13 protein-coding genes are annotated in these 16575 nt (G+C 60.1%); 5 read left to right on the plus strand and 8 right to left on the minus strand.

The window, feature by feature from the left end; genetic code table 11:
- Positions 1-5 precede the first annotated feature (5 nt).
- The 4 genes from EAW52_RS00285 to EAW52_RS00300 all read left to right on the plus strand — a co-directional run bounded on the left by EAW52_RS00285 (position 6) and on the right by EAW52_RS00300 (position 3277).
- On the plus strand, positions 6-470 hold the full coding sequence (locus EAW52_RS00285; RefSeq protein ID WP_122040991.1) for a TIGR02444 family protein: 465 nt from the start codon (positions 6-8) through the stop codon (positions 468-470).
- Between the two features lie 11 nt (positions 471-481).
- The gene (locus tag EAW52_RS00290; protein WP_122040992.1) at positions 482-1135 is read left to right on the plus strand and encodes an FKBP-type peptidyl-prolyl cis-trans isomerase; all 654 of its coding nucleotides are present in this window, start codon (positions 482-484) and stop codon (positions 1133-1135) included.
- 160 nt (positions 1136-1295) lie between these two features.
- Positions 1296-2789 carry an aldehyde dehydrogenase gene (locus EAW52_RS00295; protein WP_122040993.1) on the plus strand — a complete coding sequence of 498 codons (1494 nt, stop codon included), beginning with the start codon at positions 1296-1298 and terminating at the stop codon, positions 2787-2789.
- A gap of 296 nt (positions 2790-3085) precedes the next feature.
- Positions 3086-3277 (plus strand): hypothetical protein, encoded by a 192-nt coding sequence (locus tag EAW52_RS00300; RefSeq protein ID WP_122040994.1) that lies wholly within the window; start codon positions 3086-3088, stop codon positions 3275-3277.
- A gap of 84 nt (positions 3278-3361) precedes the next feature.
- Here EAW52_RS00300 and gcvT read toward each other — a convergent pair whose 3' ends face one another.
- From gcvT to EAW52_RS00340, 8 genes are all read right to left on the minus strand, one after another.
- Complete coding sequence (gene gcvT, locus EAW52_RS00305; RefSeq protein WP_122040995.1) at positions 3362-4480, minus strand: glycine cleavage system aminomethyltransferase GcvT; 1119 nt, start codon at positions 4478-4480, stop codon at positions 3362-3364.
- A 238-nt stretch (positions 4481-4718) separates the two neighbouring features.
- Positions 4719-7577, minus strand: a complete 2859-nt coding sequence (gcvP, locus tag EAW52_RS00310) for an aminomethyl-transferring glycine dehydrogenase (RefSeq protein ID WP_122040996.1) — start codon at positions 7575-7577, stop codon at positions 4719-4721.
- Between the two features lie 10 nt (positions 7578-7587).
- A complete protein-coding gene (gene gcvH / locus EAW52_RS00315; protein WP_010796676.1) occupies positions 7588-7956 on the minus strand; it encodes a glycine cleavage system protein GcvH in 369 nt (122 codons plus the stop codon).
- 258 nt (positions 7957-8214) lie between these two features.
- Positions 8215-9369 (minus strand): glutathionylspermidine synthase family protein, encoded by a 1155-nt coding sequence (locus EAW52_RS00320; protein WP_122040997.1) that lies wholly within the window; start codon positions 9367-9369, stop codon positions 8215-8217.
- The gene (locus EAW52_RS00325) at positions 9366-9971 is read right to left on the minus strand and encodes a DUF1190 domain-containing protein (RefSeq protein ID WP_010796674.1); all 606 of its coding nucleotides are present in this window, start codon (positions 9969-9971) and stop codon (positions 9366-9368) included. The genes EAW52_RS00320 and EAW52_RS00325 overlap by 4 nt, the downstream gene beginning before the upstream one ends.
- A gap of 9 nt (positions 9972-9980) precedes the next feature.
- The gene (locus EAW52_RS00330; RefSeq protein WP_122040998.1) at positions 9981-10394 is read right to left on the minus strand and encodes a DUF350 domain-containing protein; all 414 of its coding nucleotides are present in this window, start codon (positions 10392-10394) and stop codon (positions 9981-9983) included.
- 114 nt (positions 10395-10508) lie between these two features.
- The gene (locus tag EAW52_RS00335) at positions 10509-14171 is read right to left on the minus strand and encodes a PAS domain S-box protein (protein WP_256680801.1); all 3663 of its coding nucleotides are present in this window, start codon (positions 14169-14171) and stop codon (positions 10509-10511) included.
- Between the two features lie 135 nt (positions 14172-14306).
- Positions 14307-15845, minus strand: coding sequence for a sigma-54-dependent transcriptional regulator (locus EAW52_RS00340; RefSeq protein ID WP_122040999.1), 1539 nt, complete (start codon positions 15843-15845; stop codon positions 14307-14309).
- 183 nt (positions 15846-16028) lie between these two features.
- Here EAW52_RS00340 and EAW52_RS00345 point away from each other — a divergent pair, with 183 nt between their 5' ends.
- Entirely contained in the window at positions 16029-16463 is a 435-nt protein-coding gene (locus EAW52_RS00345) for a MarR family winged helix-turn-helix transcriptional regulator (RefSeq protein WP_010796670.1), read from the plus strand.
- The last annotated feature ends 112 nt before the right edge of the window (positions 16464-16575 follow it).

Here is a 16575-nt window from a genome sequence, read left to right on the forward strand (position 1 = left end):
TTATCATGGAAAAAATGCTCTGGCCCTATGCACTTGCGCTGTATGCCAGACCCGATGTCACCCAGGCCTGCCTGACATTACAGAGCGCCGGCGCGGATGTCTGCCTGCTGCTGACCGGTGCCTGGCTGGGCAACCGAGGCGTGGCACCAATGATTGAGCGCCAGCGGCTATTGGAGATCGTGGCGGCCCCCTGGCGGGCGACTGTTGTGGAGCCCCTGCGCGTGCTACGCACTTACTGGAAGCCAGCCGCGCAAACCGATACTGCACTCGCCGCGCTGCGTGAACGCTTGAAACAATTGGAGCTGGACGCCGAGCACGAACTGCTTACACGACTGGAGCAGGCCAGTGTAGGCTGGCCCCTTAATTCCCAGCCTGACCCGGCTGGCTGGCTGACCGCACTGGCCGGTCCGGCGGGTACGGCTGAACCTGGCGCTCTGGATACGCTTATCCAGGCCGCTCTTCATGCATGAGGATGTTGTAGATGTTACGCCTTTCGCTGTTAAGCCTGTGTCTGCTCCTTCCTCTGGCGGCGCACGCCGAGGACAAGGTCAAGGACGAGCTGGCCTATAGCCTGGGGACCGAAATCGGCAACCGCTTGAAAAGCGAGTTGCCGGACTTGCAAATCGACGACCTGATCAAAGGCCTGAATCAGTCCTACAAGGGCGAGCCGCTGGCAATGGATCAGAAAAAGATCGATGAGCTGGTAGCCCAACATGAGGAAGCGATCGACCAGCAGGAGGAATCCAGCAATGTGGAAGCCGCCAGGCAGGCGGAAACCCGCTTTCTGGTCAATGAGAAGACCCGTTATGGTGTGAAGGAATTGCCAGGCGGCGTGCTGGTAACCGTTATCCGCCAGGGCACCGGGCCGCAACCCAAAGCCGATGGCCAGGTGCAGGTCCGCTATATCGGTAAACTGCCTGATGGCAGCACTTTCGATGAACAGCAGACTCCTCAATGGTTCAAGCTGTCCAGCGTCATTCCCGGCTGGCGCACAGCCCTGACCCAGATGCCGGTTGGGTCGCAATGGCGCATCGTGGTGCCCTCGTCACAGGCCTATGGCGATGAAGGCGCCGGTGATTTGATCCCGCCCTATTCGCCGCTGATCTTCGAGGTCACACTAGAGGCCACACGCTAAGCTCAAAAGTGTTCAATAATTTGAACATATCAGCCTTGTAACAAAGGCTTTGTTAAATATTGCTAACACCCTTGGGCTGGTTTAGGGTGGCTGACAGCTTTGCGGATGCGCCAGGCTTCACGGCCACCGCCTCTTCTACCCTGTTTGAGAGGAAACCAGCATGAGCACGCCAACCCGCGCCGAATGGGAGCAGCGCTTCCAGAGCCTGACCATTGAAGGCCGCGCCTTCATCCAGGGCGAATACTGTGATGCCGCCTCCGGTGAGACCTTTGACTGCATCAGCCCCGTCGACGGCCGCTTTCTGGCCAAGGTAGCAAGCTGTGATGTTGCCGACGCCGACCGGGCAGTTGCCAGCGCCCGTGCCACGTTCGAATCCGGCGTCTGGTCGCGCATGGCGCCCGTCAAGCGCAAAGCGATCATCATCCGTTTCGCCGATCTGCTCGAGCAGCACGCTGCAGAGCTTGGCCTTCTGGAAACGCTGGATATGGGCAAGCCCATCAGCGACTCCTATCACATCGATATTCCACTCTCCGCCCGCGCCCTGCGCTGGAATGGCGAGGCCATCGACAAGATCTACGATGAAGTCGCAGCCACTGCCCACGACGAGCTGGGCCTCGTTACGCGTGAGCCGGTGGGTGTCGTTGCCGCTATCGTGCCGTGGAACTTCCCGCTGATGATGGCCTGCTGGAAGCTCGGCCCGGCCCTAGCGACCGGTAACTCGGTCGTGCTCAAGCCTTCCGAGAAGTCCCCGCTGACCGCTATCCGTATTGCCCAGCTGGCCATCGAGGCCGGCATTCCGGCGGGCGTACTCAACGTGCTGCCAGGCTATGGTCATACCGTAGGCAAGGCGCTGGGCCTGCACATGGACGTAGACACCCTTGTGTTCACCGGGTCGACCCGCACCGCTAAGCAGCTGATGATCTACGCGGGCGAATCCAACATGAAGCGCGTCTGGCTGGAAGCAGGCGGCAAGAGCCCGAACATCGTATTTGCCGATGCACCAGACCTGGAGGAAGCCGCCAAGGCAGCAGCCAGTGGCATCGCCTTCAACCAGGGCGAAGTCTGTACAGCCGGATCACGCCTGCTGGTCGAACGCTCGATCAAGGATCAGTTCTTGCCGTTGGTGATCGAGGCGTTGAAAACCTGGAAACCGGGCCACCCGCTGGACCCGGAAACCAATGTCGGCGCCCTGGTGGATACGCAGCAGCTCAATACCGTGCTCGGCTACATCGAAGCCGGTCACGCTGACGGTGCGCAGCTGGTAGCTGGGGGCAAGCGCATCCTGGAGGAAACCGGTGGCGTGTACGTTGAGCCGACCATTTTTGATGGCGTTTCCAATGCCATGAAGATCGCTCAGGAAGAAATCTTCGGACCGGTATTGTCTGTCATTACCTTTGACACAGCTGAGGAAGCGATCAAGATCGCCAACGACACCCAGTACGGATTGGCCGCGGCGGTCTGGACGCGTGACATCTCCAAGGCGCATCTGTCAGCCAAGGCGCTACGGGCCGGCAGCGTATGGGTCAACCAATATGATGGTGGTGACATGACAGCTCCCTTCGGTGGCTTCAAGCAGTCGGGCAATGGGCGGGACAAATCGTTGCATGCCTTCGACAAGTACACCGAGATTAAAGCGACCTGGATCAAGCTATAAGCCGATCGACCTTTTCTGCGCTGCGCTTATCATTGCCCTGCCGCAATTGAGCGTAGCGCAGTACCCTTACCAGCCCAGCCCCAGCGCTCCTATAAGGGGGTAGTTTTGCGTCATCGTTGCTGCTGTCGCGTACCTGTTCAGGGTGGAAACCTATGACGAAGCGAATTAATAAGGCCTGATTTGCTTTGCCGATCACGCTTCTGACTAACGGTGTGAGCAAATCCCTCTCTAGCCTGTCTCTAGCGACAGCGCGTACTATGCGCGCCGGTCAATCCCTTAACGAGCAGGACATGCGTATGAGAGAGTACACTTTGGGTCAGCCTGCCATGCAAGGGGTGGGCTATCAGCAAGCCGATCGTTCTGTCAGCCAGTCGATCCAGGCCTCTATCGATGTACAGCGCAACCGCGTGACCAGTCAGGTCCAGCGGATCAACGATCAGTTGTGGGAAGTTTGGCCCGATGGCCGTCGTAAACTGCTGAATCGCTGAAGCAATGGATGTAAGAAAGCCGTGCCGGTTTGACCGCGCACGGCTTTTTTGTACCTGCCTTTCTGAACGCCACAACCGGAAGGCTTATCCTCGGTAATAGCGCTGCGGTACGAAAGGCATCCTGGCGACCTTAACGGCAACCGGTTTGTCGCGCACCATGGCAAACAGCTCGGTGTCCAGCGCTGCATAGGCGCTGTCGACATAACCCATCGCAACCGGCGCACCCAGGGTTGGGCCAAAGCCGCCACTGGTCACCCTTCCGATCACCGCACCGTTTGCGTCCACCAGTTCCGCACCCTCACGGACCGGCACCCGCTCCTGCACCAGCAGACCGACACGCTTACGCGCCACACCATTCTGTTGCTGGGCAAAGATGGTCTCGGCGCCAGGAAAACCACCGGCCCTCGCACCGTCTGCACGACGCGGCTTGGATAGCGCCCAGACCAGACTGGCTTCAACCGGCGTTGTCTGCGTATCCATATCATGGCCGTACAGGCACAGGCCTGCCTCCAGACGCAGGGAGTCACGCGCGCCCAGGCCAATGGCTTGTACTTCCGGCTCGGCCAGTAGGGCCCGGGCCAACGCTTCGGCGCCTTCTACCGGCACGGAAATTTCAAAGCCGTCTTCACCGGTATACCCGCTGCGGCTGACGATGCAGTCGTAATCCAGCAGCGTGACGCGGGCAATGTTCATGAACGTCATGCCGGACACCTGCGGCGCCAGTCGCGCCAGCACGGTCACGGCTGCCGGTCCCTGCAAGGCCAGGAGCGCCCGCTCTTCGAACAGGGGCTCGACATGGCAGCGCGAGCCGATGTGCTCTTTGAGGTGCGCCAGATCCTGATGCTTGCACGCGGCATTCACGACCAGATACAGGCAATCGCCCAGGTTCGCGACCATGAGGTCGTCGAGAATGCCGCCCTGCTCGTTGGTGAACAAGGCGTACCGCTGCATGCCTACCGGCAGGCCTACGATATCGACCGGAACGAGCCCTTCCAGCGCGGCGGCGGTACTGTCGCCCGTCAGCAGGATCTGGCCCATGTGGGAAACGTCGAACAATCCGGCTTGGGCGCGGGTGTGCTGGTGCTCTTTAAGTACGCCAAGGGGGTATTGCACCGGCATGTCATAACCGGCGAATGGCACCATGCGTGCGCCCAGTTCAAGGTGCAGGGCATGGAGTGGGGTTTTGAGCAGTGATTCGGTCATGGGGACTCCTTCATGAGTCGTGCAGTCGCGTCCAACGCGAGCAAAAGGGCCGGTCAGGCATGGCTAACGGCACACCGCGCCAAGCATGGACGTGCCTTACAGTAAAGCCGTAAAAGCCGTAACGGTGAAACCGCGTTGAGACCATGTACCCGGCCAGTTGACAGGCATCACGGCGCTCCATCTCCTTCTGCGGAATAGGCAGGAGGAGATGGGCAAGGTGATACGCATCCGCTGCGGATCACGCGTCCTGATACGCCTCGATCGGCGGGCAGGAGCAGATCAGGTTGCGGTCACCGTATACGTTGTCGATACGCGCCACGGGCGGGAAGTACTTGCCGTTCACCAGCGATGGCAACGGGTACACCGCCTGTTCGCGGCTGTAGGGATGCGTCCATTCGCCGGTCAGCTCGCGTGCGGTATGCGGCGCGTTCTTGAGCGGATTGTCATTGGCATCCAGCGTACCGGCCTCGATGGCACGAATCTCTTCGCGAATGGCGATCATGGCGTCGCAGAAGCGATCCAGCTCGGCCTTGGACTCGCTCTCGGTCGGCTCGATCATCAGCGTGCCGGCTACCGGGAAGGACATGGTAGGCGCATGGAAGCCAAAGTCGATCAGGCGCTTGGCCACATCGTCCACGGTCACGCCACTCGTTTCCTTGAGCGGACGCAGATCGAGAATGCACTCGTGCGCCACCAGGCCGCCTTCACCCGAGTACAGCACCGGGTAATGGGTTTCCAGACGACGGGCGATGTAGTTAGCATTCAGGATCGCAATCTGCGAGGCACGGGTAAGCCCCTCGCCGCCCATCATCTTCATGTACATCCAGGAGATGGGCAGGATACTCGCGCTGCCGTAGGGCGCCGCCGATACTGCACCTTCCTTGCGCTCAAGCCCGGCATGACCCGGCATGAACGGCGCCAGATGGGATTTCACGCCAATCGGGCCTACGCCCGGACCGCCACCACCGTGCGGGATGCAGAAGGTCTTGTGCAGGTTCAGGTGAGACACATCTCCGCCAAACTTGCCTGGCGCGCACAGGCCCACCATGGCGTTCATGTTGGCGCCATCGATGTAGACCTGACCGCCATGCTCGTGAACGATGCTGCAGATCTCGCGGATCGCCTCTTCGAACACGCCGTGAGTGGAAGGATAGGTAATCATCAGCGCGGCCAGATTGGCAGCGTGCTGCTGGGCCTTGGCACGCAGATCACCCACATCCACATTGCCGCGGCTGTCACAGGCCACTACGACCACACGCATACCGGCCATCGAGGCGGTTGCCGGGTTGGTGCCATGGGCAGACGACGGGATCAGGCAGATGTCGCGCTGGGTATCGCCGCGGCTTTCATGATAAGCGCGAATGGCCAACAGGCCCGCGTATTCACCCTGGGAGCCGGCGTTGGGTTGCAGGGAGATGGCGTCGTAGCCCGTAGCGGCGCATAGCATCTGCTCCAGCTCCGCGGTCATCTGGGCATAGCCCTCGGTCTGGTCGGCTGGTGCGAAGGGATGCAAATTGCCAAATTCGGCCCAGGTGATCGGGATCATCTCGCTGGCCGCGTTGAGCTTCATGGTGCAGGAGCCCAGCGGGATCATGGTGCGGTCCAGCGCCAGATCCTTGTCCGCCAGGGTGCGCAGGTAGCGCATCAGCTGGGTTTCGGAGCGGTACTGGGAGAAAACAGGGTGCGTCAGGAAGGCGGACTGACGACGCAGCGTTGCCGGCAAATGCTCCTCGGCCTGGTCCAGCAGGCTATCCAGGGAAGGCACGGGCTGGCCATCGCTGAAAAGCTCCAGCAGGGCCATGACGTCTTCGACCGTGGTGGTCTCGTCCAGCGAAACCCCCAGGTCGGTGTCACGGATCACGCGTAGGTTGAAGCCTTTGGCGCGGGCCGCTTCGTGAATCGCATTGGTTTTGTCGCCAAATACCAGCGTCAGCGTATCGAAAAAGGTTTCCTGGGTGCGATGGCCTAGTGCATGCAGACCGGTCGCCAGCAGGGCAGTCAGGCGATGAATGCGCGTAGCGATGTGCTTGAGACCTTCCGGACCGTGGTAGACGGCATACATGCTGGCAATGTTGGCCAGCAGGACCTGAGCTGTGCAAATGTTGCTCGTCGCCTTCTCACGACGGATGTGCTGCTCACGGGTCTGAAGCGCCAGCCGATAGGCCGGATTGCCATGACGGTCGATGGATACGCCCACCACACGGCCGGGCATGTCACGCTTGTATTTGTCCTGAGTGGCAAAATACGCAGCGTGCGGGCCGCCAAAGCCGAGCGGTACGCCAAAGCGCTGGGCCGTGCCGATAGCGACATCCGCGTTAAACTCGCCGGGTGGGGTCAACAATGTCAGGGCCATCAGGTCAGCCGCGACGGCGACCAGGGCACCCGCCTGATGGAAGGCCTCGATGACTTCACGGTAATCGCGGATTTCGCCCGTGGTCATCGGGTACTGGAACAGGGCACCAAAGAAACGGCCGTGATCGTCGATGTCCGTTTCCACACCCACTACGATTTCAATACCCAGCGGCTCGGCGCGGGTACGGATCACATCGATGGTCTGCGGGTGGCAATGCAGGGAAACGAAGAAGGCCTCGGCCTTGCTTTTGGACAGACGACGGCAGAATGTCATGGCCTCGGCGGCAGCCGTGGCCTCGTCCAGCAGTGACGCATTGGCTACAGGAAGCCCGGTCAGATCGCCGATCAATGTCTGGAAGTTCAGCAGTGCCTCCAGACGACCCTGGGAGATTTCCGGCTGGTAAGGCGTATAGGCCGTGTACCAGGCGGGATTTTCCAGCAGGTTGCGCAGGATGGGCGCCGGGGTATGGCAGTTGTAATAGCCCTGCCCGATAAAGGACTTGAACAGCTTGTTCTTGCGGGCGATGCCACGCAATTCGGCCAGGGCGTCGGCTTCGGACAGCCCCTGGGGCAAATCCAATACGCTGGTGCCCTTGATGCTATCCGGGATGACCTTGGCTGTCATGGCATCCAGCGAATCGTAGCCCAGCAGGTCGAGCATGGACACGATGTCCAGCTCGCGCGGGCCGATGTGGCGCGAAATGAATTCGTCAGCGGTGCTGAATGAGTCGCGAAAATCGGTCATGGTCACCTCCTCAAGCCTTGATCAATTGAGCGTAGCCGTCTTCGGTGAGCAGCGTGCCGAGTGCTTCTGGATCGGCAGGACGCATGCGGAAGAACCAGCCGGCGTCGAGAGGATCCTGATTGACTTTCTCAGGGGCATCGCCAAGCGCTTCGTTGATTTCCAGGATCTCGCCATCGATCGGCATGGCAATGTTGCTGGCAGCCTTGACCGACTCCAGTACCGCCACCTCTTCGCCCTTGGCGTAGGTGCGCAGCTCCGGCAATTGCACGAAGACCAAGTCGCCCAGCGCATCCTGAGCATAGTCTGTAATGCCTACGGTTACAGTGCCATCGGCTTCCAGACGCAGCCATTCGTGTTCTTCGGTAAAGCGCATAACCATTGCAGACTCCTGAATAGGGGTAACCCAGCTGGGCACTAGCTGACCTCCTTCATAGCAAGGCAGATGCCAAGGCCTTACCGATGGCGCAATGCCAGAGCACGCGCGGCCTACAGGAAAATGAGGTAATAAAAGGCGGTGTAACGAAAGTGCTACACCCTATGGAAAGAATTCTGCCAGAGCCCTTGCGAGTCCAGAATGGGCAAGGCTTTTTTAGCGGTCGTATCGAATTCATTACAGCGCAATGAATTCGATACAGATTTAATCCAGAATGAAGTGGGGCAGGAAGCGCGAGCTGTCTTGGGTAATTAATGTTGCATCCTCACGGATACCCACCCCACAGGCCGTGTCACCTACCACCCAACTGCCAATAACAGGGTAGTTATCGGAAAAACAAGGCAACGGGTGACATTGCTGCACGATGCTGGGGCCCGCGTACGGGCCCGGCACGTCCAGACGCGTGCCGTCCAGACTGTGCAATTCGATGTTGGCACCCTCCCGAGAGAACAGCGGCTTGCGTACCCAGCCTGGCGCGACCGGACTACCGGCCTCTTTATCGAAAAAGGCTGGAAGCAGATTGGGATGCCCTTCATGTCGTTCCCACAGCAAGGCCAGAATACCTTTGTTGCTGAGCAGCGCCTTCCACGGCGGCTCATAGAACTGCGTAAAGGAGCTGGGAATAGAATGTCCAAACGCCTCGTCCTGCATGAACTCCCAGGGGTAGAGCTTGAACAGTGACGGGATGAATTCATCGTTCAAGTCCACAAACCCCTGTGACCTGTCCAGCCCGATATCCTCTACAGCGATATAACGCGTCTGAATACCCGCTTGGGTGGCGCAGTCCCGCAGATATTCGACCGTGCCGCGATCCTCCAGCGACTCTCTGACCGAGGCCAGATACAGGGGCTGATGCGGTCGCAAGGCGCGAATCGTCTGGATCAGCTGCTCCTGAATGCTGTTGTACTGATCCGCCCCGGCGGGAAGCCTGCCCGCCTGTTGCATCTGCTCCAGCCATAGCCACTGGAAAAAGGCTGCCTCGTACAGCGAGGTCGGCGTGTCGTAATTCAGCTCGAACAGCTTGGCCGGTCCCTGACCGCTATAAGCCAAGTCCATACGGCCATACAGATGGCGGTCCTGACGTTTCCAGCTGGCAGCCGCACACGCCCAGAAGTACTCCGGTACAGCCAGACGCGAGAGCAGTGCCTCGCTGCCGACGATCTCGTCGACCAGTGCCATGCACATCTGATGCAACTCGGCCGTAGGGGCTTCCAGATCGTTTTCGATCTGCTTCAGGCTGAACTGGTACGCGGCCCGCTCATCCCAGTAGGGTTCGCCATCAAAGGTGTGGAACAGAAAGCCAAGCTGCTCCGCCTGTTCGCGCCAATCCGGGCGCTCGGTCATATCGATCCGCTTCATGATCCGCTCGACCGTGACGAGTAGGAGGCTGCCCGTGCACCAAAGCCGCCCCGGCTGACGACCCGAGACTCGCTGGAGGCATAGGCGCTCTTGTTCAGATAAGCGATACCCGGTCGTGAACCGACCACCTCGTTATTGGCAGTGCGGTAATGCGCCAGGTCGTCCCGTGACTGGTACAGCGGCTGGCTGGGAAAGGTACGCGTGTACTCGCGCTGGCGTTGTCCTCCACTGACGCTACTGGAATAACCATAAGAGGCACCGCCTGAGGAGGACGATTCGCTCTCCCGCGGCGGGCGCTGGCCCAGCAGAAAGCCGGTCATGAGCGGAACGTAGAACGAAGACCGGGGTTCCAGCAGCTCGCAACCATTGGTGCCAAAGTCGATCTCGCATTCACCCAGGGAGGCGTAACGCGGCGCACTGCGGTGATGGACCGCGCGGGAGGATTCATACTCCGAGGAGCAGAGGCTGGGCGTGAAGGTGCCGTCGCGGATGCACTCGGCAACGGATCGGTACAGATAACCCGGCTTGGGTTGATCACACCCGGCCAGCATGAGGGGTGTGACTCCAACCAGTACCAGCTGGATAGCTCGGCTGCGTTTCATGCCCTGCCCTCACCCGCTGATGGCAGCGGCATTAAGCACGCCAATCGATACAGACATCGTCGCCACGAGAATACCGCTGGCCATTTCGTTATTGCTGAGCCGTTGGGGCAGCCCCGGCACGAGAAGGCGCAGCACGACGAATGTAACCAGCTGAGCGACTGCTGCGATCAGGGCCCAGAGTAGGTAGTCCAGCGCACTGACTGATACCCGCATCGCGCTGGCCAACGGCAGGACAAACCCCAGCAACGTACCACCGAACGCCAGGGCCGCCGCTGGCACGTTGTTGCGAATCAGCTGCCACTCACGGTGTGGAGTAAGCCAGCTGAAAGTGAAAGCAAACGCGCCCAGAAGCACGAGCGAGAGAATGAAATAAATAGCGAACGCCGGCAGACCACTGAGGTAGTCAAGCACGCTGGCAAGCATGGGACACTCCTTGTCACGAATGAGCCGGCAGGCTAAGGCACCTGCCGGGGGCGCGCATTTTCGCAACTTCGCACCCATTCATCCATGCTCTCTATCCGCCAGCCGCTCCGCTGGTCACTCCCCCTTGCTACGGTGGACCATGTCCTGCACGCGGGCTGCCAGCATCTCGATCGGGAAAGGCTTGGTGATCATGGCCATGTTTGGCTCCAGGAAACCATTGGCAATCACCGCATTTTCCGCATACCCGGTCATGAACAGGACCTTGAGGTCTGGCCGCGTGACCCGGGCCGCATCAGCCATCTGCCGCCCATTGATGCCCGGTAGACCAACGTCGGTTACCAGCAGGTCGATGCGCAGATCGGACTTGAGTATCTCCAGACCAGAAGGGCCGTCGACAGCCTCCAGCACCCAGTAACCCAACTCACTCAAGACCTCTACCACCAGGCTGCGGACAGCATGCTCGTCTTCGACCACCAGCACGACTTCGCTGGCCTCGGACTGCCGACTCAACGATACCGGCTGCCGGACCTGAGGTTCTTCCCTGCGCTCACCGTAGTAGCGCGGCAGGTACAGCTTGATGGTCGTACCCCGACCAACCTCCGAGTAGATCTTGGCTGCCCCTTCCGATTGCCGGGCAAAGCCATAGATCATCGACAGCCCAAGCCCGGTCCCCTCGCCCAGCGGCTTGGTCGTAAAGAACGGGTCGAACGCCTTGGCGATAACATCTGGAGTCATCCCGGTTCCGGTGTCGGTCACGCTGATGCAGATGTACTGGCCAGGCTTGATGTCCCGGTCACGGGACGCATAGGCCTCGTCCAGATGAGTGTTGCTGGTTTCGATGGTCAGCCTGCCCCCGTCCGGCATGGCAGCGCGGGCATTGATGGCCAGATTGAGGATGGCGTTTTCCAGCTGATGAGGATCACACAGGGTCAGCCAGAGCGCCCCCGTCTTGACGATTTCCAGCTGCACCGATTCACCCATGGTGCGGTGCAATAGATCATCCATACCGGTGATCAGGTCATTGGCATTGACGACTTTGGGCACCAGCGGCTGCCGACGGGAAAAGGCCAGTAGCCGGTGCGTCAGAGCGGCCGCTCGACTGGCCGAGGACATGGCCGTGCTGGCGAAGCGGTCAAGATCCGCCAATTTGCCCTGTTGGATTCGCATGCGGATCAGGTCGAGCGAGCCGATGATCCCGGTCAACAGGTTGTTGAAGTCATGGGCAATACCGCCTGTGAGCTGGCCAACCGCTTCCATTTTCTGACTCTGGCGGAGTTGCTCCTGCGCCTGAGCCAGCTCAGCTGCTGCTACTTTTTCCGACTCGATATCACGGCCAACCGCATGGATATAGCGCGCATCGGGCACAGCGGTCCACGAAAGCCATCGGTAGCTACCATCCTTGTGCCGATAGCGGTTCTCGAACCGCAGTGTGGTATGCCCAAGGGAAAGTTTGCCCACTTCAGCCAGGGTGCTTTCCACATCGTCGGGGTGAACGAAATCCAGCAGCACCTTGCCCAGCAGTTCATCTTCCTGCCAGCCCAACAGGTGCTTCCAGGCCGGGTTGGCGGCCATCATGACGCCATCGAAGCGCGCGACCAGCATTACGTCGGTGGTCAGGCGCCACATGCGGTCAAGATCTGCGGTACGCTCGGCCACCCGCTGCTCAAGGGTCTCCGTCAGGCGCCGGGACGCTTCCTCGGCCTCCTTGCGGTCATGGATATCACTGTTATTGCCCATCCAGCCGGTGACGTTTCCAGCCTCGTCACGCAGGACCTCCGCACGGATATCGAACCAGCGATAGGCCCCGTCCTTGCGCCGTAGCCGTGCTTCAAGCTGATAGAACACGCCCCGGCTACGGGCATCGAGCCAGACATCCAGAAGTCGCTGGGCATCCTCGGGGTGGATAACCTGGGCCCAGCCCATCGGCATGGCCTCTTCCGGGGTCTGGCCGGTGTAGTCGTACCAGTAACTGTTCAGGTAGCTGAGCGAACCATCAGGATTGCCGAACCAGACGATGGCAGGTGACAAATCGGTCATCTGCCTCAATCGCGTCTCGCTGACTTCCAGCCGCCGTAAGGTCCGCCGCTGTTCGGACAGGTCCCGGGCGATGGCGGCAATCCCCATGACCTCGCCTCGTTCGTCCCGTGTTGCAAACACCGAGTAGTGAACCGGGATACCGGCCCCAGTGCGATGATCACGGAACCGAAACTCGCCTACCCATTTACCCTCGTTCAAAACGGTTGGGAGAATGGTCGACTCGGCAAAGAGACGGTCTTCAGGCAGGAAATAATCCAGCACATGGCTCTGCCTGACCGCCTCTTCACTGGCCAGCCCGACCATCCGACGTCCGGCCTTGTTGACAAAATAGGCCTGGCCGTCCGGCGCAGCGATGCCAATGAAGTCATCCGACTGCTCAACGATCATCATTGCCCGGCGCCAGCCATCATAGGCGCGGACCTGCTCGCTATTATCCACGATCGTGCAGATGGCACCCTGTGGTTTGCCATCCTGGAAAATAGCCTGGGCCCGATATTCCACTGGGATGCAGGAACCGTCACGCCGGTAAAAGGCACCCTCCGCCACGTATTCAGCCGTTCCCTCGCGGGCCGTGCGATAAATAGGATAGTCCGCCATCGCCCGGCGTGCCGCCTCATGAGCCGGATCAATCAGCTCCTCCAGGCGCCATCCGACAATATCCTTTTCACTTTCGGCGCCGAACAGCCTGACGAAAGCGACGTTGCACAGGGTAACCACGCCGTGCTGGTCGATTGAATAGAATCCCTCGGAGATGGAATCCAGCAGCAGGCGATAACTGTCGCGGCTGGCGCGCAGTTCCTGTGCGGCCAGCCGCTGCTCGGTACGGTCACGGAGAATCTTGATGAACCCGTCGACCTGACCGGATGTATTCCTAAGTGGCATGAGCTCGCCACTTGCCCAGAAGCGCTGTCCGCTTTTGAGCACATGCCAGCGCTCGTCCATGCTGCGCCCCTGTTCCAGGGCTGTGTCGCGTTCTTTTTCAGGGATATTGGCAGCGCGGTCCTCGGGTGTGAAGATGATCGCAGCAGGCTTGCCCAGCACTTCCGCCTCTGCCCAGCCAAGCGTACGACGAGCACCTTCGTTCCACGTGGTGATGTGGCCCTCAAGGTCCATGCAGAAAATGGCGTAATCCACCGCGCTGTCGAGAATCTGTTCGCGCTGGGAAGCCGCGTGTTCTGCATACTGCTGCTCTTCAGCCTGGCGGGCCCTGTTTCGCTCGACGGTCAGGCCGTGAATCTCCAGTTGCGCCACAGTTGAACGGGCCAATTCCTGAAGCAAAAGGCGCTGCGTAGCATCCAGCCGGCGTGGCACCGTGTCCATGAGACTGAGCACGCCAACAGGCACACCCGCAGCCGTTTTCAGCGCAACCCCTGCATAGTAGGACGAACCGGTACTGGCATTCAGGGCCGATGGCGGAGTAAAGCTCAAATCGCTCCTCGGCTCGCTGAACTCCAGAATATCGGTCGCCGTTAATGCCTCCTCCCAGGGCGCATAAGCCTCGGCCGCAGGGCAGACGCCCTGCTCTGCGGCCAGCCAGAGCCCTTCTGCATCACATAAGTGGATGACGACTTGCGAAACGGAATAGGTCTCCTGGGCTCGCCGGGCGATATCGGCAAGTTCGGGCAAACGTGGATGGGCTAACAGGCCGTAGCGTTCAAGCGCATCCTGTAGCGCAGCAGGTGGCTGCTCGGGGTCTTGGTGAGCGTTGGTCATGTACAACTGGGTCGTGTTTGGGGGCATAAGCACCGCTCATCCTTGAGAAACTAATGACAGCCCCTCCATGGAGGTCCGTCGCGAACGGTCTATGGCTCATAGACCAGCAAGACGCGGACGAATTCGCCCAGGTCTTCAAACAGTGTCCTTGTAGAAAAACACTCAGCTCTTGCTGGGAATGCCATACTTGCGCAGCCGGTGGGCAATGGCGGTGTGAGAGGTCTTGAGACGGGCCGCCAGTTGACGACTGGATGGGTAGTGTGGGTAGAGTTTTTCGAGCAGGGCTTTCTCATAGCTTGAGACTGCCTCATCCAGGCTGTCTACCTCGCCGTCTACCTGCCGTGCGACTTCCGTGCCGGCAATATCCAGATCGCCAATATCCACTACGGTGCTTTCGCTGATGGCCGCCGCCCGGAAAATGACGTTCTGTAACTGCCGCACATTGCCGGGCCAGCGATTGCTCAAAAGTGCCGGATACGTTCCCGGCGCCAGTCGGCAAGGGGGCCGCTGGATCTGGGCGCAGGCCTGCTGCATGAAATGCCGGGCTAGCACCAGAATATCCTGCCCACGCTCACGCAGCGGCGGCACGTCGAGATTCAGGACGTTGAGTCGGTAGAACAGATCCTCCCGAAAGGTCCCTTCGGCGACACGCTTTTCCAGATCCCGGTGCGTGGCACTCAAAATACGTACATTGACCTTCAGTTCGCGCTCACCGCCCACCCGGCGAAACGTACCGTCAGACAAAAACCGCAGCAACTTGGCCTGAAGATACGGGGACATCTCCCCAATCTCGTCGAGAAACACGGTGCCTTTGTCGGCCAGCTCGAGCAGACCGGGCTTGCCGCCGCGCTGGGCACCGGTGAACGCGCCCGGTGCATAACCAAACAGCTCGCTTTCCGCGAGGCTTTCCGGCAGAGCCGCACAGTTGAGTGCCAGAAACGGCGCATTGCGACGAGGGCTGACCGTATGACAGGCCCGCGCTACCAGCTCCTTACCCGTCCCTGTCTCACCCTGAATCAGCAGCGGTGCATCCAGCGCCGCGACTCGCTGGGCGCGGGCCTTGAGCGCACGTATCGGTGCCGAGTCGCCCAGGATCGATTCGAAGCCTTCGGCCGGGTCATGGCGCAGCGCTGAAAGACGGGCTCCGATCCGGCTGGGGGCGTAAAGCGTCAGCAGACCACCGGCCAGCCGCTGGGCGTTGCCTTCGGCAGCCTCGCTGATTGGGGTCGAATCCAGCAGGAGTGCCTGCCCGCGCAAGGTGACCTCGCGCATGGGAATCCGAAAGGCCTGCTCCAGCAGTTCCCGCTGCAAGGCTGGATCATCGAACAGCGTAGCCACCGTCGCGCCCTGGGGCGACGGGTCGTCCACCATGGCGGCAAAGGCCGGGTTGGCCAACAGAATGCTACCTTCGCGGTCCACGGCCAGAACCGGGTCGGCCATGGCGGCAAGCAAGGCATCCAGATGCAACGTACGGCGCTGCCCTGGCAGGATATCCACCACTCGGACAGCCTGTACCCCACGCACCGTGAGCAGTGCACCACGCAGCTCTTCCAGCACCTCGGCACTCAGAGTCGGCGCATCGATATAGACATTGGGCGGCACCATCTCGACCGCATCAAGATTGAGGTTGCGCGCCCCCAGAAGCGCCAGCACTTCCTGGGTAATGCCGACACGGTCGATAAAACTGACGTGGATTCGCATGGGGTGGCGGGGTCTCGAACAGGTATAGCCAAGGGCAAGCCCGTATCGTACCGGATGCCACTTCCCCATGGGCACCCAACCCCAGAATTCCTTGTATTTATTGTTGCTCCGCCTGGCGAAGCGTCTACGCTAGAATAATGGCTCTTTTCTATTAGCCGGGCCGTCCTGCGAGACCTCCATCCTATGAAAGACGAAGACCGTTTGAAACTTGATCAGCAGCTCTGCTTTGCCCTGTATTCCACCTCCCTCGCCATGACGAAGGTCTACAAGCCGCTCCTGGAAGCCGTCGGCCTGACCTATCCGCAATACCTGATGATGCTGGTGCTCTGGGAAAGCGACGGTCTCACGCTCAAGGAATTGGCCAAACGCCTGCATCAGGACTCCGGCGCCCTGACACCGGTACTCAAGCGGCTCGAAGCGGAAGGCTATGTCACCCGCAAGCGCAGCCTTCAGGACGAACGCAACCTCTCGATCGAGCTGACGGCTGCCGGGAAGACCTTGCGTAAGAAAGCCGAAGAAATCAACGGCTCAGTACAACTGGCCTGTGGCCTGGGTAATGATGACATGGGGCAGCTTCGGTCCAGCCTGATTAAGCTACGCGACAGCCTGAATCAATAAAGGCATGCCTAAGCGGCCGCAGCACTAACGCTCCCTCCAACCCATGGAATAACCGTTCGTCGGACTCGCAAATAAATAGTTTGCGCGATAATCAATATCGGAATAACTTAAT

It is taken from the genome of Pseudomonas sp. LTJR-52 (genome assembly GCF_003691465.1).
Lineage (GTDB): Bacteria > Pseudomonadota > Gammaproteobacteria > Pseudomonadales > Pseudomonadaceae > Chryseomonas > Chryseomonas luteola.

What these genes read in the sequence shown, in the direction of transcription:
- EAW52_RS00285 (WP_122040991.1), top strand. Translation starts at nt 6, where the DNA reads ATGGAAAAAATGCTCTGGCCCTATGCACTTGCGCTGTATGCCAGACCC.
- EAW52_RS00290 (WP_122040992.1), top strand. Translation starts at nt 482, where the DNA reads ATGTTACGCCTTTCGCTGTTAAGCCTGTGTCTGCTCCTTCCTCTGGCG.
- EAW52_RS00295 (WP_122040993.1), top strand. Translation starts at nt 1,296, where the DNA reads ATGAGCACGCCAACCCGCGCCGAATGGGAGCAGCGCTTCCAGAGCCTG.
- EAW52_RS00300 (WP_122040994.1), top strand. Translation starts at nt 3,086, where the DNA reads ATGAGAGAGTACACTTTGGGTCAGCCTGCCATGCAAGGGGTGGGCTAT.
- gcvT (WP_122040995.1), bottom strand. Translation starts at nt 4,480, where the DNA reads ATGACCGAATCACTGCTCAAAACCCCACTCCATGCCCTGCACCTTGAA.
- gcvP (WP_122040996.1), bottom strand. Translation starts at nt 7,577, where the DNA reads ATGACCGATTTTCGCGACTCATTCAGCACCGCTGACGAATTCATTTCG.
- gcvH (WP_010796676.1), bottom strand. Translation starts at nt 7,956, where the DNA reads ATGGTTATGCGCTTTACCGAAGAACACGAATGGCTGCGTCTGGAAGCC.
- EAW52_RS00320 (WP_122040997.1), bottom strand. Translation starts at nt 9,369, where the DNA reads ATGAAGCGGATCGATATGACCGAGCGCCCGGATTGGCGCGAACAGGCG.
- EAW52_RS00325 (WP_010796674.1), bottom strand. Translation starts at nt 9,971, where the DNA reads ATGAAACGCAGCCGAGCTATCCAGCTGGTACTGGTTGGAGTCACACCC.
- EAW52_RS00330 (WP_122040998.1), bottom strand. Translation starts at nt 10,394, where the DNA reads ATGCTTGCCAGCGTGCTTGACTACCTCAGTGGTCTGCCGGCGTTCGCT.
- EAW52_RS00335 (WP_256680801.1), bottom strand. Translation starts at nt 14,171, where the DNA reads ATGCCCCCAAACACGACCCAGTTGTACATGACCAACGCTCACCAAGAC.
- EAW52_RS00340 (WP_122040999.1), bottom strand. Translation starts at nt 15,845, where the DNA reads ATGCGAATCCACGTCAGTTTTATCGACCGTGTCGGCATTACCCAGGAA.
- EAW52_RS00345 (WP_010796670.1), top strand. Translation starts at nt 16,029, where the DNA reads ATGAAAGACGAAGACCGTTTGAAACTTGATCAGCAGCTCTGCTTTGCC.